General features: G+C 49.6%; 18 protein-coding genes. 2 read left to right on the forward strand and 16 right to left on the reverse strand.

Annotation, left to right across the window (positions count from 1 at the left end; translation table 11 throughout):
- Positions 1-146: 146 nt before the first annotated feature.
- The 3 genes from CWM47_RS30465 to CWM47_RS30475 are packed head-to-tail and all read right to left on the reverse strand — an operon-like array spanning position 147 to position 3,921.
- Positions 147-2,393 carry a xanthine dehydrogenase family protein molybdopterin-binding subunit gene (locus CWM47_RS30465; RefSeq protein ID WP_100992341.1) on the reverse strand — a complete coding sequence of 749 codons (2,247 nt, stop codon included), beginning with the start codon at positions 2,391-2,393 and terminating at the stop codon, positions 147-149.
- A complete protein-coding gene (locus CWM47_RS30470) occupies positions 2,390-3,385 on the reverse strand; it encodes an FAD binding domain-containing protein (RefSeq protein WP_100992342.1) in 996 nt (331 codons plus the stop codon). The genes CWM47_RS30465 and CWM47_RS30470 overlap by 4 nt, the downstream gene beginning before the upstream one ends.
- The gene (locus CWM47_RS30475; RefSeq protein ID WP_100992343.1) at positions 3,382-3,921 is read right to left on the reverse strand and encodes a (2Fe-2S)-binding protein; all 540 of its coding nucleotides are present in this window, start codon (positions 3,919-3,921) and stop codon (positions 3,382-3,384) included. The genes CWM47_RS30470 and CWM47_RS30475 overlap by 4 nt, the downstream gene beginning before the upstream one ends.
- A gap of 220 nt (positions 3,922-4,141) precedes the next feature.
- Between CWM47_RS30475 and CWM47_RS30480 the strand changes: the two genes are divergently transcribed.
- The gene (locus tag CWM47_RS30480; protein WP_100992344.1) at positions 4,142-5,098 is read left to right on the forward strand and encodes a YihY/virulence factor BrkB family protein; all 957 of its coding nucleotides are present in this window, start codon (positions 4,142-4,144) and stop codon (positions 5,096-5,098) included.
- 65 nt (positions 5,099-5,163) lie between these two features.
- On the opposite strand, the gene CWM47_RS30485 is transcribed toward CWM47_RS30480, so the two are convergent.
- The 6 genes from CWM47_RS30485 to CWM47_RS30510 form a co-directional block, all read right to left on the reverse strand.
- Positions 5,164-6,210 carry a sialidase family protein gene (locus CWM47_RS30485; protein ID WP_100992345.1) on the reverse strand — a complete coding sequence of 349 codons (1,047 nt, stop codon included), beginning with the start codon at positions 6,208-6,210 and terminating at the stop codon, positions 5,164-5,166.
- A gap of 117 nt (positions 6,211-6,327) precedes the next feature.
- On the reverse strand, positions 6,328-6,642 hold the full coding sequence (gene rhaM, locus CWM47_RS30490; RefSeq protein WP_100992346.1) for an L-rhamnose mutarotase: 315 nt from the start codon (positions 6,640-6,642) through the stop codon (positions 6,328-6,330).
- A gap of 158 nt (positions 6,643-6,800) precedes the next feature.
- Entirely contained in the window at positions 6,801-7,937 is a 1,137-nt protein-coding gene (locus CWM47_RS30495; RefSeq protein WP_100992347.1) for a glycoside hydrolase family 88/105 protein, read from the reverse strand.
- Positions 7,938-7,964: 27 nt separating this feature from the next.
- Positions 7,965-9,377 (reverse strand): FGGY-family carbohydrate kinase, encoded by a 1,413-nt coding sequence (locus CWM47_RS30500; protein ID WP_100992348.1) that lies wholly within the window; start codon positions 9,375-9,377, stop codon positions 7,965-7,967.
- An 88-nt stretch (positions 9,378-9,465) separates the two neighbouring features.
- Positions 9,466-10,740 carry a TIM barrel protein gene (locus CWM47_RS30505; protein ID WP_100992349.1) on the reverse strand — a complete coding sequence of 425 codons (1,275 nt, stop codon included), beginning with the start codon at positions 10,738-10,740 and terminating at the stop codon, positions 9,466-9,468.
- 101 nt (positions 10,741-10,841) lie between these two features.
- The gene (locus CWM47_RS30510) at positions 10,842-12,947 is read right to left on the reverse strand and encodes a bifunctional aldolase/short-chain dehydrogenase (RefSeq protein ID WP_100992350.1); all 2,106 of its coding nucleotides are present in this window, start codon (positions 12,945-12,947) and stop codon (positions 10,842-10,844) included.
- Between the two features lie 383 nt (positions 12,948-13,330).
- Between CWM47_RS30510 and rhaT the strand changes: the two genes are divergently transcribed.
- Complete coding sequence (rhaT, locus tag CWM47_RS30515; protein ID WP_100992351.1) at positions 13,331-14,383, forward strand: L-rhamnose/proton symporter RhaT; 1,053 nt, start codon at positions 13,331-13,333, stop codon at positions 14,381-14,383.
- A gap of 114 nt (positions 14,384-14,497) precedes the next feature.
- Here rhaT and CWM47_RS30520 read toward each other — a convergent pair whose 3' ends face one another.
- The 7 genes from CWM47_RS30520 to CWM47_RS30550 all read right to left on the reverse strand — a co-directional run bounded on the left by CWM47_RS30520 (position 14,498) and on the right by CWM47_RS30550 (position 23,293).
- Positions 14,498-15,262 carry a phytanoyl-CoA dioxygenase family protein gene (locus CWM47_RS30520; protein WP_100992352.1) on the reverse strand — a complete coding sequence of 255 codons (765 nt, stop codon included), beginning with the start codon at positions 15,260-15,262 and terminating at the stop codon, positions 14,498-14,500.
- 62 nt (positions 15,263-15,324) lie between these two features.
- Positions 15,325-16,284 (reverse strand): methylenetetrahydrofolate reductase [NAD(P)H], encoded by a 960-nt coding sequence (metF, locus tag CWM47_RS30525; protein WP_100992353.1) that lies wholly within the window; start codon positions 16,282-16,284, stop codon positions 15,325-15,327.
- A 51-nt stretch (positions 16,285-16,335) separates the two neighbouring features.
- Positions 16,336-17,190 (reverse strand): phosphatase PAP2 family protein, encoded by an 855-nt coding sequence (locus CWM47_RS30530; protein WP_100992354.1) that lies wholly within the window; start codon positions 17,188-17,190, stop codon positions 16,336-16,338.
- Between the two features lie 20 nt (positions 17,191-17,210).
- The gene (locus CWM47_RS30535) at positions 17,211-20,546 is read right to left on the reverse strand and encodes a UvrD-helicase domain-containing protein (RefSeq protein WP_100992355.1); all 3,336 of its coding nucleotides are present in this window, start codon (positions 20,544-20,546) and stop codon (positions 17,211-17,213) included.
- Positions 20,547-20,657: 111 nt separating this feature from the next.
- Positions 20,658-21,188, reverse strand: a complete 531-nt coding sequence (locus CWM47_RS30540; protein WP_100992356.1) for a hypothetical protein — start codon at positions 21,186-21,188, stop codon at positions 20,658-20,660.
- On the reverse strand, positions 21,185-22,321 hold the full coding sequence (hisC, locus tag CWM47_RS30545) for a histidinol-phosphate transaminase (RefSeq protein ID WP_100992357.1): 1,137 nt from the start codon (positions 22,319-22,321) through the stop codon (positions 21,185-21,187). Before hisC ends, CWM47_RS30540 begins: the two co-directional genes overlap by 4 nt.
- Positions 22,322-22,390: 69 nt before the next feature.
- Positions 22,391-23,293, reverse strand: coding sequence for an MBL fold metallo-hydrolase (locus CWM47_RS30550; RefSeq protein ID WP_100992358.1), 903 nt, complete (start codon positions 23,291-23,293; stop codon positions 22,391-22,393).
- Positions 23,294-23,408: the final 115 nt, after the last annotated feature.

Genomic DNA, 23,408 nt, shown 5'->3' on the forward strand with positions numbered 1-23,408 from the left:
ACGAAGGAAGAATCTTAATGTATCCCCACTTCCAAACATGGATACGTTAAGATTCTTCCTTCGTCAGAATGACAAAAATCACCTACTGATGAACGTTTAAACAGATTCCTCAAGATTCTTCGTTACTCACCTTGACAAAACAAAGATTACAACAATTTATCCAGTGTAATCGGCAAATCCCGAACACGACGGCCCGTTGCGTGGAAAACGGCATTGGCAATGGCAGCGGGCAAACCCACAATACCAATTTCACCCAATCCCTTCACACCCAATGGGTTAACGATATCATCGTGTTCTTCGACAAAAATGACATCAAGATCATGAATATCGGCATTAACCGCTACATGGTATTCGGCCAGACTGTGGTTCATGAATCGTCCGAGATTATGATCCATTACACTTTCTTCTTCCAGGGCTTTGCTAATTCCCCAAACCATCCCCCCCAGAATCTGACTTCGGGCTGTTTTGGGGTTGATGATGCGTCCGGAGGCAACAGCCGTCACCACGCGATTCACTTTCACTGTGCCAAGCTCCTCATCGACCATCACCTCCACAAAAACGGCTGAGTGCGTACTACGGGTGTAATTCTTCTGTTTGAAAGCATTTGGCAATGCGCCTGTAATTTCCCGAATGGCTTTACCCCCATTTTGGTCAACGAGCGTTTGCAGCGAAATAGCCACCAACGGATCATTTTTTAAGCGCAGATGCTTGTCGGCAAACGTTACATCTTCCCATTTGACCCCTTTAAACGGCGAATCAGGCATCTTTTTTGCCAGCTTAAGTAACGATTTCCCCACTTCTTCACAAGCGGCCTTCACAGCAGAACCAACAGTGGCCGCCGTCCAGGAGCCTCCCGAAATAGGCGCTATCGGCATATCTGAATCCCCTAGTTTGAAGAGCACATCGCTCACGGGCATTCCGAGCGTATCGGCGGCAATCTGCGTCATAATCGTGTAGGTGCCGGTACCGATATCGGCGGTGGCGCTACTCACCCGCAGTTTGCCATTCACCATTAAAACGGCTTCGGCGCGTGCGGGCATCTGGTTTGCATCCCATATTCCAGTAGCCATCCCCCAACCAATGAGATTATGATCTTTCTTCATGGAGCGTGGTTCCGGGTTGCGACTGTTCCAGCCAAAGCGTTCGGCACCCTGCCGGAAACACTCCCGAAGCTCCTTACTCGAATAAGGACGTTTTTCGTTGTGGTCCATATCGGTATAGTTCTTCAACCGAAGCTGAAGTGGGTCCATACCGAGGTCATAGGCTAGTTCATCCATCGCTACTTCCAGCGCATGCATGCCCGTTACCCCACCCGGTGCGCGCATATCGAGCGGACTATATACATCCAGCGGCACCAGCTTATAGTCCATCTTTACGTTTTCTGTTGGATAAAGCTGTCCGCCCCAGTTAACGACCACTTCGGTATAATCTTCAAACTGCGACGTTTCGCCATATGCGTCATGATAGAGGGCATTCATTGTGCCATCTGCCAGTGCGCCCAGCGCGACATTCTGCACAGTTGCCGGACGATGCCCGAAGGTGAACATCTGCTGGCGTGTAAGCGAAACCCGCACCGATCGTTTCAGTTCACGAGCCGCCATCACCGCCATAAACAATTGATATTGAGGCCTTAATCCCGACCCAAAACCACCGCCCATGTAAGGCGAGAGCACCCGAACGTCTTTAAAAGGGATGTTGAATACCTGCGAAACGTACAGAATACTATTGGTTACGCCCTGCGTTTTATCATAAATCGTCAGTTTGCCACTTTTGTCATATGAAACCGTTGTGGCAAACAACTCCATCGGGTTGTGGTGCTCGGCGGCATGAACGTACCGCCCAGCCATTTTATTCGGGTCTTCATTATAGACCTTGTCAAAGTCGCCACGCGGTTTTGGCGGTGGTGGTTTCAGCAGGTCGGCGACACCATGTTTGGGTTTACGGGCTTTGTGCAGATTGGCTTCCAGGTCAGTTTCATGAGTAGCTTCTTCATACTCAACCCGAATTAACGTGGCCGCATAGCGTGCCAGTTCAAACGTTTCGGCAACGACCAACGCAATGGGTTGACCGCTGTATTTGATGGTGGCATTGTGCAATGGCCGAAACGGTGCCCCCGGTGGAGCATCCTGGTCTTTATAGCTTATGTCGAACCAGGCAAGTTTTGGCCGGTTTTCGTGCGTAAATACCTGCAAGACACCGTCGAGACCCAGTGCATCACTAGCGTCGAAGGATTTGATTTTACCCTTGGCAATAGCACTGGATACAACGACGCCATACGTTAAATCGGGCACGTTGAACTCAGCGGCATATTTGGCTTTGCCTGTTACCTTATCGACACCGTCGACACGGTTAATTGGTTTACCGATTGACCCGGTTATTAGTGGTGCGCTCATTCGGTTGGTTCGAGTTTAGCGGCTTGTCCCAACGCCCGTACAATAGCGCGTTTAGCCAGTTCGATTTTAAAAGTATTATGTCCAAATCCCTGTGCGCCAGCCAATAATATGTCGGCTGCTGCCTGGAAGTTTTCTTTCGTGGCCGGCTTACCAACCAACGCGGTTTCTGCTTCGGGTTTGCGCCAGGGTTTATGAGCTACTCCACCTAATGCAATTCGAGCCGTGGTTATGGTATCCCCATCCATCTCAAGGGCGGCAGCCACCGACACCAGTGCGAAGGCATAGGAAGCCCGGTCGCGGAGTTTCAGATAGGCGAAATAGTCCGGGAAGCCTTTGGCGGGCAGGTCGATGGCCGTAATAAGTTCATCGGGTTCAAGGGTATTGTCGATTTCGGGGGTATCGCCGGGGAGCCGGTGAAATTCGGCAAACGGTATCGTCCGTTCTCCATTTGGCCCTTTCACGCGTACCTCCGCTTCGAGGGCCGCCAGCGCCACACACATATCAGACGGGTGTGTAGCGATGCACTGATCGCTTGTCCCCAGAATAGCGTGAATTCGGTTGTAGCCATTGATGGCCGAGCAGCCCGAGCCGGGTTCCCGTTTGTTGCAAGGCGTAGCGGTATCGTAGAAATAATAGCAGCGGGTGCGTTGCAACAGGTTGCCACCGTCGGTCGCCATATTTCGCAACTGGGGCGACGCCCCCGCCAGAATTGTTTGCGACAATAATGGATATCGTTCAATAACCTGCTCATTATAAGCCGTATCGGCATTTGTTACGAGTGCTCCAAGGCGCAAACCACCATTTACATTTTCAGAAATAGTCGCCAGCGGAAGCCGGGTTATGTCGATCAGGTGGGTAGGATGCTCCACATTTTCCTTCATCAGGTCAATGAGGTTAGTGCCGCCCGCAATGAATTTGGCGGTGTGTTCGGATGCCCGTTCGCGCACGGCGGTATCTACGGCATCGGTTCGGGAGTAAGTGAAGCTGTTCATGCGGTTTTCAGGTTCATGACGTCTTCAATGGCATCCACAATGTTTGTGTAGGCTCCACAGCGGCAAATATTACCACTCATAAGTTCACGAATATCAGCGGTAGTTCTCACTTTGCCTTCGTTCATCAACCCAACTGCCGAACAAATCTGGCCGGGCGTACAGTAGCCACATTGAAAAGCATCATGTTCTATAAATGCTTTTTGTAAGGGGTGTAATCCACCTGCTGAACCGTTTACAGTATCAGCAAGACCTTCAATAGTTGTAATTTGAGCATCTTCCTGCATCACAGCTAGTGTTAAACAGGAGTTGATGCGTTTGCCATTAACCAATACGGTACAGGCCCCGCATTGTCCATGATCACACCCTTTTTTGGTACCGGTCAAGTCCATATACTCCCGAAGTGCATCGAGAAGCGTGGTCCAGGGAGCAATTTTCAGTTCGGTTTCTTTGCCATTGACAGTCAATTTGACCGACTGAATCGGGGGCAGCGAAGGCGGTCGCTGGTCGGGCGGATACGTTTCTACAGCAGAGTTCATAGTGATTTGAAGTAAGTCTATACCTGATTACCCAACCCCCATGAAATCGTTGTTGTTTTAAAAAATAGGTAAACGGTCCGTGATCTGGTTAATCCGGACTTTAACTGTAAATGAGTAACAACTCACCCGTATTCTTGTTAATTCAACGTGCCTGTCACGACAACCTCTTTGCATTTGATCTGCAACCAGACAGCGCAATAACTCAACGACTATAATCAAAATGACTGCTAAATCATTTTTCACTAACACCTGGACTGTTATCAAAGACGCCTTTAGTGGCTTTATGGATGATCGGTGTTTAAAGCTTAGTGCCGCTTTAGCGTATTATACTGTTTTTTCGCTGGCCCCTTTGTTGGTATTAATCATTTCTGTGGTGAGTATTTTTCTGGGACAGGATGCTATTCAGGGAGAAATATTTTCGCAGATCAACGGGCTGGTAGGAAACGAAGCCGCCAAACAGATACAGGATATGATCAAGAGCGTCAGTTTGTCGGGGAAAACAAATTCGGCTCTGGCGATTGGCATCGTTACGCTGATCATTGGCGCAACCAGCATCTTTGTGGAGATTCAGGATTCTGTCAATATGATCTGGCGCGTAAAAGCCAAACCCAAGCGTGGCTGGCTGAAATTGATCAAAGACCGGCTTCTGTCTTCATCGCTAGTCGTCAGCTTAGGATTTTTACTACTCGTTTCGCTGATTGTTAACGGGTTAGTGCTGGCGATGAGCGGTTTCCTGACGCGCTACATACCCGGCCTGGGCGTCTATATAATCAGCGCCGTTAATTTTATGATCAGCACAGGCGTAGTTGCCACGCTCTTCGCAGTTATTTTCAAGGTCCTGCCCGACGCCAAAATTTCGTGGAAAGATGTTCGCTGGGGGGCTCTGTTTACGGCTCTGCTGTTCATGCTTGGCCGCTACCTGATTGGCCTGTATATCGAAACAACCAGCACCAGTTCCGCCTATGGAGCCGCCGGGTCGCTCATTGTGATTCTGACATGGATCTATTACACAGCCGCTATTCTTTATTTCGGGGCTGAGTTCACTCAGGCGTATGCGAATCACTTTGGCATAAAAATCGAACCGGCAGACTATGCTGTGTACGTTGAACAAACCGAACGGGAACGGGATGTAAAGACGATTCCAATCCAGCAAAAGGTAGACGCCGGTAAAAAGTGATATCTATTTACAACCCTATAAAGTTTCTATAACCTTATAGGGTTGTAATCTAAGCCCAGACTCAATTACGCTCCCTTTTTAGGGTCAATGACAACGTGCCTGATGCGCTGACGCTTCCATGTGTAGGTGACATGCACCAGTCCATCGGCGGTTTGAATAACGGCCGGATAAGAATATTCTCCCGGTTCGTTTTCGAGAACGGCCAATGTTTTCCAGGTTTTACCATCGTCGGAAATAGCCACATCGAGGGGGGTGCGCGGCCCACCGGATTTACCAGGCGTGGGCGCTACCGGATTATAGACGAGCACCTGCCGACCGTCTTTCAGGGTAACGGCATCCGTTCCGGAGTTCGGGTTTGGCAGCGACGTTTTTTGTAAAGGTGACCAAGTTTTACCCCCGTCCTTTGACCATGTCTCGGCAATAAAACCACTTTTCTGACTCCGGCATAATGCCTGTAATTGCCCGTTGGGGTGGAACAAAACGCTCGGCTGGATGGCGCCATCTTCGACACCGTCATTGATAGCTGCCGTTTTCTGCCATGTTTTACCCCAATCGCTGGTCTGCTCAAAATGCACGCGCCAGTTGTGATCCTCTGAGCTGGTAGGGCACAATAAAACACCCGAAGGCAACAAAACCGGTTTGTTCTTAATGGGGCCTGCAATCCCCTCCGGCAGTCGCTCGGCCTCCGACCATGTTTTACCATTGTCTTTCGAGCGTTTCAATAAACCCCACCAGGTCGACGGACTTGGCCCTACTTTATAAAACAGAATTAACTCACCTTTGGGAACTTGAAATAACACCGGATTCCAGCAGGGCAACCGCTTTCCATCAGGTTGCACACCCGTTGCCACCTCTACAGGTGCTGTCCAACTTGTTTCAGACCGACTACTGACCCAAATGCCTACATCAGGATTCCGCTCGTGTGTGCCACCAAACCAGGCAGCCACCAGTCCCTGTGGCGTTTGAGCAATTGTAGAGGCATGGCATTCCGGGAAAGGAGCCTGTTCATAAATGAACTCACGTTTGAGAATAGCGGGGTTGCTTTGTTGCGCGAAAAGGCGCGGGATAGATACTAGACTTACAACCAGTAGGCAAAGGGCGATTTTTTTCATACGCTCAAAATACGTCAAAATTAATTTCTTACTCTTCATCCCGAATACACCTGATCGATATCATTTCTCTGGTAACATACCCCTTTTATCAGAATGAACACACGCTATAAGGGTTATTCAATCCTGATGAAATACACGCTCCAACGTGTTGGTTACCGGCGAGTTGTCGGGATTCGTCTCCATCAGATCAGCCATGTATGCCCACCATTTTTTCATAATTGGCAAGCTTGGCAAGGCATCTATAGTATGGCCGGGCATACGTTTCTGAACAGCGAAAAGCGTGCCCGTCGAACGGTCAAGGTAGATCGAATAGTCACGAATGCCCGCGTCTATGAGGGTTGCCGTTAACTCCGGCCAAATTTCATCATGCCGACGTTGGTACTCAACCTCAACGCCCGGTTTCAACTTCATGGTAAAGGCTATTTCTTCCATATGTTATGATGGCGCAAGGCTCTGGCCTTGTGTCTACTATTCACCGGCCTCTGGCCGGATTACAATATAATATATAAACAAATCCGGCCAGAGGCCGGTGAATAGTAGACACAAGGCCAGAGCCTTGCGCCATCGCTCACGGCCTTGCGCCATTGCAACTAACGTTTCATTTTATACAATTCCGTACCAGCCAGCAGAAAACAGCCTAACCCATAATCGTCAAAATCGGGCTTACTGTCGTAGGTTACTGGCTGGCCTTCTTTGGGTTCTTTGCCGGTTCCCTGCACATAGCCTAAAAAGCCATTCGGATGCACGGATTCGGTTGCCATCGCGTTCCAGGCTTTGGTGATAATGGGGGTGTACGTTTTCCCATCCAGCAAACCATGATTAACGCCCCACGCCATACCGTAAGCAAACAGAGCCGTACCTGTCAGCTCTTTGCCGCCAAAATTTGCAGGGTCATGCAGACTCACATTCCAGTAGCCATCCGGGCGTTGCAGCGGTGGTAGTGCCTTCATCATCTCAAGGTAAGTTTTCTTGTACTCGTCACGGTGTGGAGCATCTTTGGGAATAATATCCAAAACGCGCACCAGGGCGGCTACAACCCAGCCGTTCCCACGCGACCAGTAGCAGTCTTTGCCGTTTGGTTCTTTGTATGGCGGCACAAAATCTTTATCCCGCCACCACAAACCATCTTTCGGATTATACAGCCCATTACCCCCGTGTTTGGTTTTCGAGTACATATAAATCTGGTACATCTTCTCCAGATACTTGGAATCTTTTTCCAGAACACTCAATTGCGCAAATACGGGCATGGCCATTTGCAGCGCGTCGACCCAGTTCCAATCGTCAACCTTATCGCTGTTCACCATCGCATCAACTGACGCTTTGATGTCGTTCAGGCGCTCGGGCTTTCGATCAATTTGGTATAGATCGATGTAGGTTTGACCACAACACTGGTCATCGGCGTTGCGCGTTTTGATACCGCTCCGTAAGCCCCAATGATGTTTATTGCCCCAGTCAACCGCGTAGTCGTAGTAGGGTTTCTGTTTGTCGATACCATACAACGCCATGAGGCCTTCATAATATACGGCCCGCGTCCAGATGTTGCTGGGTCGTGTTTTATTGGTTACGATTTCTTTGCCGGGATCAGGCCATGACGCCATGAAGTAGGCATTGGCAAGCGTCATTTTTGCCAGAATATCTTTCTTTTGAGGCAATTTCTGCGCCTGCGTACTTAGCGAGAACACGACAAGTAACAGCCCAAGACTACCTGTCAACGATTTAATTATCATTGTGTTACGATGAATTCGATTGACTTATCAGGCAATAACTGAAGCCGTATATTTTTTAAGTTCTACACAATCGCCCGGTAAGGGATGTGAATTCCAGTGCTGGTGAGTTGCCAAAGCCGCACCCAATGCCGATGCCTGTGCCACCGACGCAGCGTAAACTTCAATGTTGGGGAAAGCCCTGGCCAGCAGGTTCATATAAATTGGGTTTTTACCAAAACCCCCATCCACAAAAATCCGTTTTACATCGGCCCGGTTAGGCGATGTGTCCGTCAGCACAAGGTTGGTGGAGATTAATTGCTGGGCGACAATGTCCAGAATCAGCTGGTGATACGCTTCTTCGTACGTCGAAAAATCCGACAGGTTGCGCTGCCCGAACAGAGAACCCTGCATCGACAGGAGTTGCTTCCCCTTCGCATCATTCTGTGTGGTTACCCGACCGGCGTGTAGACGCAATTCGTCAATGCAATCAGGACTGTATTGAACCCGAATATATTCATCTACAGGGACTTGAAACTGTTCGGCAAGTCGCTTTATCTGCTGCTCATGTTCGTAACCCGCGAATAGTCGGGACGATTTGACCGACCGTCCTTTATAATGCATGAAGTTCAGGCAGTCGTATTGCAACTCCTCAGCCGTAAGCGGGCTATTGTTGAACGGGTTCATGCTAAGGCACCACGTACCGGTCGAGATCAGGACAAACGGGTCCTGAAACGAAGCCAGATACGGAATCAAAGCCGCCGAACTGTCGTGAAGACCAACCCCCACCTGCACTGTAGAACCGGCAAACGACGTTTGGCGGGCGGAGTCAGACGGAACGATTGGGGCTAAACGTGTGTCAAGTTCCTCTCGTTTAACCCACTCATGATAGGTCTGCCGGTCGAAATCCCAGAGCATGGTATGACAACCGATACTCGTTAATTCAGAAACGGGCCAGTCACTAATCAATTGGCTCACATACTGGGGTAAATGCAGGGCAAAAGCCAGTTTGGCAAAAACTTCGGGTTGCTCGTGTTTGAATCGATATACCTGAAGCCCCGAATTCAAACTACTTAACGAGGGCGATGCTGTTTGTCGGGTTATGGCTGATTCGGGGCCGTATGTGTCAAAAAACTGCTTTAATAACCCTTCGGGATAGGCTTTAAGGTAATTATAAAGTGGACTGAGGGAATGCCCTGCTTTATCAATAAACACCATACTGGCGCCATAAGTCGAAAAGTTAACGGCCCTGATGGAAAACTCAGGTAATGCCATTACCTCCGCGAGAGACGATTTCACCCAGTTGGTCAACCGGTTTAAATCCTCGCACGAATCGCCGTCCTCATCCGTAATTTCGGCAAACTGCTCGGATTTTTCCCAGACGATCCGGTAGTGTTCATCAAAGAGAAATAGTTTTTTATTGGTCTTGCCAATATCGAAGATGGCAATAGCGGGAGTAGGCATGAGTTTTGAATGAGTGAATGAGTGAATGAGTAAATGAGATTGCACCAGCTATTCACTCATTCACTCATTCGCTCAGTCAAAATTAGGTTTACAGTCCTGTTGCTACCGTTTTTGCGCCCCGCTCGCCAATGAGTTGCTGACGCACATCGAGTTGACGATACAGCGCAAGCGGATTCAATGACGCACCCGCCCGACGACGCGCTTCGGCTACCAGTGGGCGAACATCTGTTCGGAAAGCGTCCTGTAAAATCTCCTGTGCCCGAACGGCATCATTGGCCTCGCGAGCCTCTTCCAGCGCTTCACGGTCGACTAAAAGCGCCTGTGCGTACGCTAATTGAATGGCTTCTACCGACTGTAGCAGATCTTCGAGAGGGTCTTTTACATTATGACTGGCATCAATCATCCAGCCGAGATCTTTGGCGTGATTCATCCCTTTGGCGTCTAATCCATCGACCAGCTCCGTAAAAATCAGGAATAACTGGTAGGGCTTAACGCTTCCGGCGGTCAGGTCATCGTCACCATATTTGGAGTCGTTGAAGTGGAAGCCACCAAGTTTACCCTGATGCAGCAGAATCGCGACAATCTGCTCGATGTTGGCATTGGGCAGATGATGGCCTAAATCCACAAGTGTATAAGCTTTCGGTCCGAGTTTATTAGCATACAGGAAGCTGCTGCCCCAATCGCCAACGGTCATCGAATAGAAGTTAGGCTCGAAAGCTTTGTATTCCACGAATAATTTCCAGTCGGCGGGCAAAGCCGCATAAATCTCTTCCAGGCTCGACAGTGTCCGGTCGAAGGCTTTGCGGAAGTTAAGCTGACCCGGAAAACACGAACCATCGGATAACCAGACCGTCAGCGCATCGGACCCTAAGGCTACACCATGCCGGATCACTTCGATATTGTGGTCGATAGCTTGCTGGCGAACAGCCGGATCAGTATGTTGAAGCGACCCGAATTTATAACTCTGTTCAGCCTCGGGCTGGTCCTGAAAGGTATTGGAGTTTACGGCATCAAACCGCAAGCCATGCTGAGCGGCCAGTTGTTTAATGGCTTCGGGATCGGTTGGAATATCCCAGGGTATGTGCAGTGAGATAGCGCCACTTGCGCGATTCAGGGCATGAAGAAGCCCCACATCGGCAATTTTCTCTTCCAGACTGCGGGGTTCTCCCCCGCCCGGAAACCGTCCAAAACGGGTACCGCCCGTTCCCAGCGCCCAGCTTGGAATAGCAATTTGAAACTCTATAAGTTTCTGGATAATGGGTTCGGCCTTTGCGACCTCCTGCGTCCAGTATGACAATTTACGCTGATGGCCTTCTAGCTGTTTCTGGTTATAATCAGCGATGTGTTCGGGTTTAAGTTGCATAGAGGTTTAGTCTAATTAATGAATAATGGATAATGAACAATGGTCAATGTTTTAGTCATAGCCCATCCTCATTATCCATTATTCATTGTACATTATTTATTTTACCGAACAAAGGCCATTGCCACACCGCCGTCTACGTTCAGGACGTTTCCTGTCGATTTGGCCAGCAATCCGTTCACGAACGCCAGACAGGCATTGGCAATGTCGTCGGGTAAAATAATCTCGTTCAGTAAGGTACGCTTGGCGTAGTAAGAAGGCAGTTCGGCAACAGTAATTCCGTAGGCTTTGGCGCGGCCTTCGGCCCAGGCACCGGCCCAGATTTTCGAGTCGGAAATAACCGCGTCAGGGTTTACCACATTTACCCGAATATGATCTTTACCCAGTTCGGCAGCATTCAGGCGGCTTAGGTGCAATTGAGCCGCTTTCGCCGATCCATAGCCTGCGTTATTTGGTCCCGAAACCAGGGCATTTTTGCTGACGATATTCAACACATCGCCCCCCAATTTCTGTTTCCGCATGACCTCAACCGCTTTCTGCGTTACCAGAAACTGGCCTTTTACCAGAACGTCGTACAGCAGATCCCAGTCTTTCTCGGTATGCTCTTCGATGGGTTTGGAAATGCTCAGTCCGGCGCAGTTAACAACGATATCGACACCACCAAAAGCCAGCGACGAAGCACTAAACGCATTGGCAATAGTCTCTCCACTCGTCACATCCAGCAATACAGCCGTGTAAGCATCTTTCCCGTATTGCTTTTGAAATTCTTCTTTGGCACCCGCCAGCCGGTCGGCGTCATTGTCGTTGATAACCACAACGGCCCCTTCGGCTAGGAACGTTTTGGCAATGGCTTTCCCGATACCACCCGCGCTACCCGTAATCAGGGCAATTTTGCCCGAAAGTGGCTTTGGTTTGGGCATCCGGGAGAGTTTTGCCTCTTCCAGCAGCCAGTATTCAATATCGAAAGCTTCCTGCTCCGGCAGGCCAACATAGTCTGAAACAGCTTCGGCGCCCTTCATTACGTTGATGGCGTTGGTGTAAAACTCAGCCGCCACCCGCGCCGTTTGTTTGTCTTTGGCAAAGGTGAACATGCCCACGCCCGGATACAGAATCACAACCGGATTCGGGTCGCGGATAGCAGGGCTGTTATCATGCTTACACCGTTCGTAATAAGCCGTATAATCGGCACGATAATCGGCAAATGCCTTGTCCAGATACGCTTCACTTTCAGCTGATGATAGTTGAACCGGGTCAAGCACCAGCGGGCGAATTTTGGTCCGCAGGAAGTGATCGGGGCAGCTTGTGCCCAGGCGAGCCAGACGAGGCAAATCATTCGAGTTAACGAATTCCAGCACACGTTCGTCGTCGGTAAAGTGACCAATCATCCGGCGGTGGCCCGATGCCAGACCCCGCAAGGTAGGCATCAGCGCTGCCGCCTGTGTTTTACGTGAATCGGCATCCGTACTTTCGCGGGCCACGCCACCAAAAACTGGTCGTTTTTTGCCGTAGTTTGCATTCAGATATTCCGATGCCTGCTCAATAACTTCCAGAGTGTTGATATATGATTCGTAGGATGTGTCGCCCCAGGTGAACAGACCATGTCCGCCCAGAATTACGCCCCGCAGATTCGGGTTGTTTTTTACGGTTTCCTCAAGTTTCAACCCCAGGTCGAAACCGGGACGCTGCCACGGAAGCCAGGCCATTTTGTCGCCCCAGATCTGGTGCATAATAGCTTCACCATCGCGACTGGCGGCAATCGCAATCAGTGCGTCGGGGTGAAGGTGATCAATATGTTTAAACGGCAATAGCCCGTGCAAGGGCGTATCGATAGACGGTGCAGCGCACTTAGGATCGAATAGACAATGGTCAAACAGGCCAACCATCTCATCTTCGAATTCCAGCCCCCGATAGCGACTTTTTAATGCATGCAAACGATCAACATAGAGGTTAGCACAGCCTTTTTTGGTGAGTGTGCCAATGTCCCCACCCGATCCTTTCACCCACATCACCTCAACGGGCTCACCCGTTAGCGGGTTGGTTTCCAGTAATTTAACTGATGTATTTCCCCCGGCATAGTTTGTCAGGCGCAAATCGGCCCCAAGCAAGTTGGAGCGATAAATAAATAAAGCAACTTCGTCACCTGCTAATTCTGCTGCCTTTTGATCATCCCAGAGGTAGCTAACATAGTTGAACGTTTGCGTCGTATTCATAGAAAATAAGTAAGTAGTATCGGTATGCAATCTTGTTTAAGACAAAGAAAGCGTTTTTTGTTTTCTCCTGCTTCATGTACTCTCCTGTTAGTCTTATTAAATTATTTGATTATTTTTTAATACCTTACCCAGATTTGAATGCAGGAGAGAACAGGTAAGTTTCTGAAATAAGCAAAGATAAATTTGTTAAAAATTATGACTGGGCTGTGTCTCTACGACTGACCGTCTTGTGCCACCAAATTTACAATTACTTAACCGTGGCCTTAATCTGGGTGTAGTATTTCACAAAATATCAGAATTGAGTCGGACAAAATTTGGCAACGCCAAACAACTGGTCGTACCGGTTACCAAAGTATTAAAACAGTATTGTAATTGATTTCTTTATGCAAGTTCTGATTGGTATTATTTACCACACAATTGGTGGCGGTTTTTCAGGCAGTTTTTATATGCCTTTTAATAAAGTGAAAGGCTGGGCCTGGGAAAGCTTCTGGATTGTAGGAGGTCTTTTTTCCTGGCTCATCGTACCTCCCATAGCCGCCTACTTAACCATCCCCGATTTTGGCGCTATCATTGCCTCGGCCGATATGAATGTTAAGACGCTTACGTTTGTATTTGGTTTGCTTTGGGGTATTGGTGGGCTAACGTATGGTCTTGGCGTTCGCTATCTGGGCATGTCGCTGGGAAATTCAGTTGTATTAGGGTTCAGTTCGGCTTTCGGCGCACTGGTACCTTCCATCTACTATAATTTTAACCCGGTTAAAGGAAAAGTCTCCTTTACCGATATGCTGGGCTCTAGTGGCGGGCAGCTGGTGTTGCTGGGTGTATTTGTTTGCCTTATTGGCATCGCCATATCGGGTAAAGCCGGTATGATGAAGGAAGCTGAACTTTCGGAGGCTGAAAAGAAAGCCTCTGTCAAAGAGTTCAGCATTGTGAAGGGCCTGATCATTGCCGTGATTTCCGGGATTTTAAGTGCTTTCTTCAACTATGGAATCGAAGCGGGCAAACCCCTGGCCGAACAGGCTGTTGTGCAAGGCTGCAACCCACTGTTTCAGAATAACGTAACTTATGTGGTACTACTGTGGGGTGGCTTGACCACCAACTTTTTATGGTGCATGTACTTAAACGCCAAAAACAAAACTTTCGGCGATTACACCAATACCCGGACACCCATTCTGGCCAATGTTCTTTTTTCGGCAACCGCTGGTACCATGTGGTTTCTGCAATTTTTCTTTTACGGAATGGGTGAAAGTAAACTGGGCAATGGTGCCAGTTCCTGGATTACGCACATGGCCACCATCATTCTGACCGCGAATATGTGGGGCCTATATTTGAAGGAGTGGTCGGGCGTATCGGCCGCAACTTACCGCACCTTCATCACCGGTATTGTTGTGATTCTTATTTCAATTGTCCTGGTGGGAATCGGCAATTCTCTTTAAACAGAGGATGAATACGTCAACACGACTCCCACGAGTAGAAAGGGGTTAACAGGCACTCATAACGGCATAAAACGGATTTGGTGGCGGGTTTGACAACCTGCCACCAAATCCGTTTTATGCCTGGGCTAACCCCAATCGTATGGCTTGCTCAACAGGCGAATAGTTGTCATCAGCTCGATACAATTGTATTGGTTCGGCTGGCAAGAGTGGTGGCTGCGCCATAAAACGCGGTCGCAGGCCGTGGTGTGCCTGAGCCGCGTGGATCAGGAACGGGTGGCAAAGGTAAACGGTCCCCGCTTCACCCATCGCTAATTCCAGAGGTCGGTTTAGTGTCCCGTCCAATTGCTGAGCCAATTCAATAAACGACAATCCTACATCACCAGCCGGTTCCAGAAGCGTAGGCACATCCAGATGAGAGCCCACCAGAATTCGTGTTGGGGCATCGTCCGGGCCAACATCCGAGAATAAAAACAGCATCAGTAAGGCCCGACCTTTCGAGGATACGTTGAGCCGCCAGGAGCCGTCGTCACCCGCAAAGCTGGCTTCGGCATGCCATCCGTCATCGCCGGGGTCCTCATCACTCGGAAACCGCACAGGAAATGTGCCTAAACTCCCTATCGGACGCCAGCGCCCTTTGCCAACCAGTTGGTCATACGCTTCCTTCAAAACGGGGGTGTTGACTGCCTGCCGAAACGGTTCCTGCGCGTAATCACCCAGTCGGATAACAGGCTTCGTCCAGGTTGCGGGATCGTCAGGGTTACAGTTGGTATCGCGCCACAAAATAGCCCGGCCTTCGTCGGCTAGTTGCCGGGAAAATGCCCGATCGATTCGAACAAAGCCATTCTGAATAAATTGCTGTATTTGGTCGTTGTTGAGCATCCTGTTTTCAGTTAACCGTTGATGACAACTAGTTTCTATTCCAGCCCACAGGAACGGCCGGGCTAGAATAGGGCTCCTGCTATTTTCATTACATTATCAGCCTTCCCCATTGTGTAGAAGTGCAGTACCGGAGCACCGGCAGCAACAAGTTCCTTTCCTTGTTGAATGCACCACTCTACCCCAACCTGACGAGCCTGCTGGTCGTTCTCACAGGCTTCGACTGCCTGAACCAGATCGGCAGGCATTTCGAGGTGAAACAGTTTAGGTAAGATCTGGAGTTGCTTGCGGGTACTGAGTGGTTTTAGACCGGGAATAATGGGTACGGTGATGCCTTCATTCCGGCAGCGGTCCACAAAATCGAGGTACTTCTTATTGTCGAAAAACATCTGTGTTACGATGTAATCAGCCCCTTTATCGATTTTCTGTTTCAGGTACCTGAAGTCCGATTCGTGGTCGGAGGCTTCAAAGTGTTTCTCTGGATAAGCCGCCACGCCAATACAGAAATTACTGGGTGCTAACGCCGTATCTTCTTCATGCAGATAGATTCCCTGATTCATATTGGCGACCTGTTCGACCAGTTCACTGGCATAGGAGTAGCCGTTTTCCTTTGCCTTGAAGGTTGAGAATGGTTTGGCCGGATCGCCCCGAAGTATCAGCGCATTGTCGATTCCCAGATAGTGTAAATCAATCAGGAAATCTTCGGTTTCTTCACGGGAGAAGCCGCCACAAAGCACGTGCGGCACCGCATCGACACCAAACCGATGCATGATGGCAGCACAGATTCCAACTGTGCCGGGCCGTTTCCTCGTCACTATTTTTTGAATGGTGCCATCGGGCAGTGGTCGTTCAATGTACTCTTCCCGGTGATAGGTAACGTCAATAAACGGGGGCTTAAACTCCATCAGCGGCTCAATATTATCGAGCAGGCTTTTCAGATTATCCCCTTTGATGGGCGGAATGACTTCAATCGAAAAAATGGGTTTGCCGTTAGCGGCCTTGATGTGATCGGTAATTTTAGTCATCAGTCAGTTACGCCCCTCAGCTTATAAGAGCCAGCGAATAGTGGGGCAAAGTTAACGGGAAAACACCGCCAGCCGCATGTAAATTCCGTTTGCAGCGCCATTACTCCAGGGTTGTATGTCAACTCGCTGGCCCAGTGCTGTTTTGTTTTTCACCTGATGGAGTTTTGGTATCCCCCAACCCACCAGCGACCCGAAGGCAGCCCCTGCCAGCAAATCGGTTGGATAATGTAAGCCACCTTCATACCGAAGCACACAGGTTGCCGTTGCCAGTCCCAGCGATCCTATCCAGACCACGGGTTTCAGCCGGGAGTTCGGGAAATAATGACGGAACACTTCGCCTGTAAAAACCGCCGTGGCAAAAGCATTTGTAGCATGTCCTGAAAAAAATGACTGACGGGCATCCCGGGTCATTTTCTCGTCTAACGGCGCAACTGGATTATACACAAACGGACGAGTGCGCTGGGTAACCCCTTTTACGCTTCGCTCAATTCCATTGGCCAATGCGATGGTTTCGATAAACATGACCGCAACGGTTTTAACATCCTGACGCATTGGTTTCGTGCCAAGTGTCAATGCGCCGAGCAGAACTGCGTTACCTGCCAGCGTTACATCACTTAATCGGTCGGCAGTGGTTGACCAGTGGAACGTCGCTTTTCGGTCGAACGCATTGATTTCGTCGCGATTGAGGGATGATATCTCTGTTGGCGTCAGTGGGTCGACCGCTGAGCGAAGTGCAACCGAGGTTCCAAGTGTTATGGCCCCAACACCCAGCAACGTAAGTTCCTTACCCGTTTTTAACTCATAAGGAGACTGCGCAAAAGTGGGAAGAATGAAGAATGAAGAATGAAGAGTGAAGAGTATACAAATAACTAGTTGCTGGCAAAAAAAAGGTTTACTATGCTTCATGTGTCAACTATCAAATTTTATTAAACCACTTTCACAACTACCGGCTCATTGGCAAGATAAACCAGCACGCCCTCCACTTCATGAAACCCCATCTCACGGTATAAGTTCGTGAAGTATTTTAGTGAATCTTTTGGGTTAGTCATCACTGCCCCTTCCTCTCCTGAACTGACTGGCACCGATTCATATTGCACCAGCACAATATGTCCATCGGCAAAATGCACAACCCGATGCGGGGCACCGTGCATACGTCTGCTGCTCAGGATAGTACGATCTGTGTCTACGCGGAGTGCCGGATCAAACAACGACACCAGAGCCGGATGGGATACAATTGCCGTTAAACTCTGCTTCAAATCAGCTCGTTCGACCTGCCGCACCAGCCCCTCGCTCACCAGTTGCCGAAGTACGTTATCAATACTTTCGGGACCTCGTATCAGGCTCAGGGCCGCGCAGAGTTTGCGGTCGCGTTCGCGGGTACGCTCAAAGGTTGCCACATCAAACATACGGTCGGCCTGTCGGCGGAGCTGCAAATCCTGCCCCCGGCTCCCACTGACGATTTCGTCCAGCACAATCTCATCGAGTGGCCCAGTGTCTTTCTTGTGCGAGTACGAATCTCCGCATAAACTGATCTGGTAACTATACTGACCTTCCTGCCAGGCGCAGCCGCAGTTTCGGGCCACATCACTATCGCGCAGGAACGCCTGAAGCCAATGGCTGATGGTGTTTGGCTGGCCTTTGAAATCCTTTACGTCACCGATAATATAAAGCCGGTCTGTTGGGCGGGTGAAGGCCACATAGAGCAGGTTCATGTTTTCCAGAAACGTGCGAGTAAATTCATCTTCATACTGGTCGGCAATGACCCTAGGTGTTCCCTTCAGTTTACTGGTCGTATTGGCGGGTGCCGATAACAAGCGTGTAAGCTGACCGGAGCCGTTTTCGTGCGTTAGTGCGTCGGTACGAATCTCTGTCAGATCGAGCCAGATCGTGCTGTCGTTAATTGGCTCGACTTTCCAGTTGGCAAACGGGATGATCACAACCGGAAACTCCAGCCCTTTCGACCGGTGAACGGTTTGGATACTGACCGCATTGCTGGCGTTACCCTCCACCGAAATTTTCTGCCTGACACCCTCCCAATACAGCAAAAAATCGCTGAGGTGTCCGCTCCGTTTGTGATTGAACGCCAGCACTTCGTCCAGAAAGCGAAACAAAAACGGGTTGTGTTCCGCCTGGTTAAAGAGGCCAAACTGAGCCGTTAACTGTTCAGCCAGTTCATATGGATTTAGTTGCCCCATCACATACGGATCGAGCGGATAGCCTTCGTCGGCCAGGTAGGCGTAGGTAGCGTCGATATCTGCCTCGGCCACGAGCCGTAGTTTCCCGGTCAGCGCATCATCAGGGAATATGCCCCGCACCACCCGATGAAACAGGTACAGCAATTCATACCGCAAAAGCTTTTGATCGGGTCGTTGCAGGAGCTGCATCAGCGTGACAAGCCACTTTACCGGGTCCGAAAACTCCAGCGACAGCGAATCGGCCGACACCAGCGGAATTCGCTGCGCATTCAACTCATTGGCCAGGGCTTTGGCATGCGATTTTTTGCGACAGAGAATGGCGATGTCGCCGTATTTGTAGCCATCTGCCAGCGATTTTTTCAGATGCTCGATTGTTTTTTCGAGCATCTGCGCTGTAAGGTCTTTATCAGCTTCATCGTCTTTCGCCACAAAGTCGATCTGTACATGACCGGCAATGTGTGCGTTTGGCTGGGCTTTCTGGTGAAACAACTGTTCCGCATCAAACACATCGGCTAGTTTTGGATGCATCTTTTCGAACTTGCGGGCCGTAAATTCAAAGAAGTCGTTGTTGAACCGCACAATCGGCTCGGCGCTTCGCCAGTTTGTATCCAGCATTTCGGATTCCAGATGACCGTCGAGCATATCAATTCGGTCGGCGGTCCAGGAGCCGGGTTTATGGGCCTGTTTCAATGTATCCAGATCCTTGCGGTGCAGGGATACAATCTGGTCCATATCGCCCCCCCGGAATCGGTAAATAGCCTGTTTCCCATCGCCAACGGCCAGGTTGAAATGCTCGGAACCCAGCGCATTTTCGATCAGCGGCAACAGGTTGGCAAATTGAAGCCGGGAGGTATCCTGAAACTCATCGATGAGGATGTGATTGTATTTCGTACCCAGCCGTTCATACAGAAACGGCACCGGCTCCGACGCCACGACGTTCAGGATTTTTTTATTGAATTCTGAAATATGTACCCGCCCATCTTTCCGCAGTAAATCATCGAATTCAACGCGTATCTGTTTGAGCAACGCCAGTTTCTGCAAATGCGGTAGCAAGCACTCGAACAACGTAACCTGATGACCTCGATCGGCACGAATGGCTATAATCTGGGTAATACAGTCGCCCAGATCGGCGGCCATATTATCAATCATCCCTTTTATGGACAGGGGTGCTTTTTTGGTGTACCATTCGCCATTATTGAGCGCATTATTAACGCGTACACCTGCATCTTTTTGTGCATTGCCTTCGGCAATACTTTTAAGAAATCCACCTACTCCGCTAGCTCCGTAACTAAAATCAGTCTCGTCCAAGCCCGCATCCGCAATTAACTTCCAGGCTCTCTTACCTTGATCAACAATCTCACGTTCAACCTGTTGATTGTGATTCATCAACTGCGTACGGATGGTCCTCAGTGCCCCCGGCGATAACTCCTGAGCGGCATTGACAGCTTCGTAGAATTGGTCGGAGGTGAGGTTGCGCCCAAACTCTTTAAGTAATTCGGGAAGCTGGTTCCAGCTTTTACCCTCCGTAGCCGTGTGAGAATAGTACTCGCTCAGGATGGTTGTAATTTCTTCCATCTCGTCGGTACCCGCCTTCTCGATCAGGTTGTCGATAGCGAGTTCGAGTACTTCGTCGGTTTCGAGTTCAACATCAAACGAATAAGGTAAGCCTAACTCGTCGGTGAAGGCGGTTACAATGCGCTGCGTGAAGGAGTCAATGGTGGTGACGCTGAAATCGGCGTATCGGTGCAGAATCGTTTTAAAAACATCGGATGCTTTTTTCCGCAACTCACTTTTAGCCACGTCGAACGCATCGGTTCCCGGTTGTAGGTCATAGAGTTCAACAACCAGATCGTTCAGCAAGGGCGATTCTTTTGTTCCGGCGATACCCGACAGATTTTCCAGAATCCTATTCTTCATTTCGTTGGCAGCCGCGTTCGTAAACGTAACCGCCAGAATACGCCGAAAATAGTCCTCTTTTTCCTTCGGCTGCAAGGCCAGTTTGAGGTACTCTTTTGTGAGCGTGTATGTCTTCCCCGACCCAGCCGAAGAACTGTATATCTTGAACATAAGGAATTGAAGGAGGAAAGGGAAGAGGGGGAAGAAAGGGAGGAGGAAGGAGCGTCACTAGTCTATTTTCTCCTCTTTCAATCCCTTTCCTTCCTCTCCTCCTTCCTCCCTTTAAAAATTATACCGCAACCCCACTCCAGTATTCAAACTCAGAAAAAAGGGAGATTGCAGGAGTTCGATGTAAGCACCGGTTTCCAGAAAAAAGGAGTACGGTTTGTTGACCGGAAAAAATTCGAGTCCACCAACACCCGAACCGCCCAGCGACAGGGTGCTTTGATATTCGCCATTGAGTCGAAGCGGATACGTTTTACGGTTATTGATCTGGCCACCAAAGCCGTAATAAGCCCGCAGACTTTCGCTTTTTGTCAGCGCGGTGTGCCAGAGATAATGCCCCTGAACGGTCAGTCCAACAGTTTTGTAATCGCCAGGGCCGTAGCTTCGTCGGGTGCCATACAACCCGCCATAGGTACCGATGTTGAGGTCGAAGGCGTGGTTGTTGCCAAAATATTTGCGAATGTTCACCCCCGATGGTTCGCCAATCCGAAAACCGACCGCCCAATTATTATACTGCGCCTGAGCCGTATTTGATGTTGTCAACCAGCTCAACAGAACCAGTACCGTACCCAAAAATAATTTTCTCATAAGAATTTAGTAGCGCTTGATACAAGTTCGGGTTTGGTAGCTTCCTCGCCCGTGCCGAGGGGCAAATCTGTTAAAGAAGGCGATTCCGGCATTTGCTGAAGCACCTCGATGAGCCGTTTATTTTCTGCTGATGTTCCAACCGAAATACGCAGGCAACCGTCGCAAAGTTTCACCTTCGAGCGGTCGCGAACAATTACCTGCTGCTCAATCAGATAGCCGAATGTAGCGTAGGCATCAACAAAATGAACCAGAAGAAAATTGGCATCGGACGGGTGAACGACCTGCACTATTGGCAAAGAAAGCAGGTTGTCGGCCAACTGCTGCCGTTCGCTCAGGATTTGGCTGACCATATTGTTCTTGTCAGCTTCGTGCGTCAGGGCTTCGAGTGCAAGAGTCTGCGTAGGTGCCGAGATGTTGTAAGGCGGCTTGATTTTATTGAGCACACCAATCAACTCCTCCGACGCAAAGCACATACCCAGTCGCAGTGCAGCCAACCCCCAGGCTTTCGAGAAGGTTTGCAGTACAACAAGATTGGGGAAGTTGTCCAGCTCGCTCGTCCAGGAAGGCGTGTCGGCGAAGTCAATATACGCTTCATCGACAATCACCAGCGACTGACTGGCAGTCTCCAGAATCGTCCGAATGGCGTCGGCCTGAAGTAAATTGCCCGATGGGTTGTTAGGCGAACACAGCCAGATCAGTTTTGTATTCTCATTAATAGCCGCTAAAACGGCATCGACGTCAACCTGAAAGTCGGGCGTGAGCGGCACCTTGACAATAGTTACGTCGTTTACTGCCGCCGACACTTCATACATGCCATAGGTAGGCGGCATAATCAGTATCGAATCCTTACCCGGTGTACAGGTGGCCCGAACCAGCAGGTCGATCGGTTCATCGGACCCGTTGCCCAGAAAAATCTGCGTTGGCCGAACGCCCTTTATTGGGGCCAGACGGTGCTTTATGGCTCCCTGGTGAGGGTCGGGATAGCGATTATAATCACCCTGGGTCGCGGAGCCCAGGGGATTTTCGTTGGCATCAAGGAATACGCCTTCTGTGCCGGTATACTCGTCGCGTGCGGACGAATAGGGTGTCAGGGTCAGAATGTGTGGGCGCAGGAGATTGTTGAGACTGAACATTGGAAACGGTATCACGTAAAAATCATGCAAATATACCGCCTTCCATTCGAGCTAACCAGTTACAGGACTTTATTTGCCAGCCGTTATTTCCTCATAGGCCGCTTGCAAACTTCGTACAATGCCATCGCCCTGCCATTCTGTTACGCCCGGAATAGCCGTTGCTTTCAAAACATCTTCTTTAGTTTTCCCTGCCTTAACTTCCTTCCCAACAAAGACCAATAGCTTTTCCAGATAATCCTTAAAAGCCCGAATATCGTCTTTGTTGCCAGTGATTTTTTCCGGATCGAAGGCGTGGCCAAAAACGAAAATAGTTTTGGAATCGAACGTCTTCAGCGTTTTGTCCAGCACCTTAATCCAGTTTTTGATACTGGCTCCGGCACTTCGGTCGATGATTGGATAGCGCCGATTGGACATCAAATCACCCATATGCAGGACATTGGCATTCTCGAAATGGATCAAACCATCACCATCGGTATGGCCCGGCCCGAAATAATAAGCCCGAATGCTTTCGTTACCTACCTTCTCTTTCCAGCCATCGCTGAACGTGTTATCAGGATAAAGCTGCTTGTCCTCCGTTTTCGACTTTTCGGCGACTGCTCTTTGATTTTTCAACGAATTCTCATGCGCTACAACATGCCCCACAAGCCCTTTAAAGGCAATATTTCCGGCCGTATGATCGCCGTGGTGATGGGTATTGATCAATAAATTAATAGGTATATCGGCAGTTTTTTTCAGCGCATCAATCAAGTGCTGAGCCTGTTCCGGAAACTCAGCGTCTACCACCACCCACCCTTCTTTTGTTCGAAGATAGGCAATAGTGCCCCCTTTTTCTGTAAAAACGCCCACCGTTTCGCGCACCATTTTCATCTTATAAGGCTCATCGGCAACGAGTCTAGCAAACAGCGAATGATTGATGAGCGATACACCGCCGAGGGCCAGCACGGAGTTTTGAACAAAATGTCTGCGATTCATACACGTATTGAGTTAGGATTAGTTTTACCTAAAGTGCTTGTTCCGGAACTCACCCGCGACACTTAGCCAATAGGGTTCGTTACGTGCAATTTGGAAAAATTTATGGCAACTACAG

The organism is Spirosoma pollinicola (assembly GCF_002831565.1).
In the GTDB taxonomy this organism is placed as follows: Bacteria; Bacteroidota; Bacteroidia; order Cytophagales; family Spirosomataceae; genus Spirosoma; species Spirosoma pollinicola.